Genomic DNA, 375 nt, shown 5'->3' on the forward strand with positions numbered 1-375 from the left:
TTTAGATAATTACCCCCAACTGACAAGAAAAGATATCCAGGCAGTTTTTATGTATTTAAATGAATTTGCTAAAGATGGTCTAATGGCTGAACTAAGACCTAAACTTGCTGGATGAAGTTTTTAGCCAATAAAAACTTTTCTAAAAGCAGTGTAACTTTTCTCAGAGAGCACAATTTTGACATAATTTGGATCACTGAATTACAACCAGGTATCACTGATAAACAAGTTATTGAAATTGCTATTAATGAAGGTCGAACAATAGTTACTCATGATAGCGATTATGGTGAACTGATTTTTAAGCACGGAATGAAGCCTAAGAGTGGTATTGTGTATTTTCGAGTAAATAATTTTTCTCCAGAGTACCCGGCTCAAATA

General features: G+C 33.3%; 1 protein-coding gene. It reads left to right on the plus strand.

Annotated elements, in window-relative coordinates:
• Positions 1-111: 111 nt before the first annotated feature.
• Positions 112-375 (plus strand): DUF5615 family PIN-like protein (locus E1176_RS00125; RefSeq protein WP_155208574.1); only part of this gene is annotated, 264 nt, incomplete at its 3' end.

It is taken from the genome of Fulvivirga aurantia (genome assembly GCF_009711475.1).
Taxonomy (GTDB): Bacteria; Bacteroidota; Bacteroidia; order Cytophagales; family Cyclobacteriaceae; genus Fulvivirga; species Fulvivirga aurantia.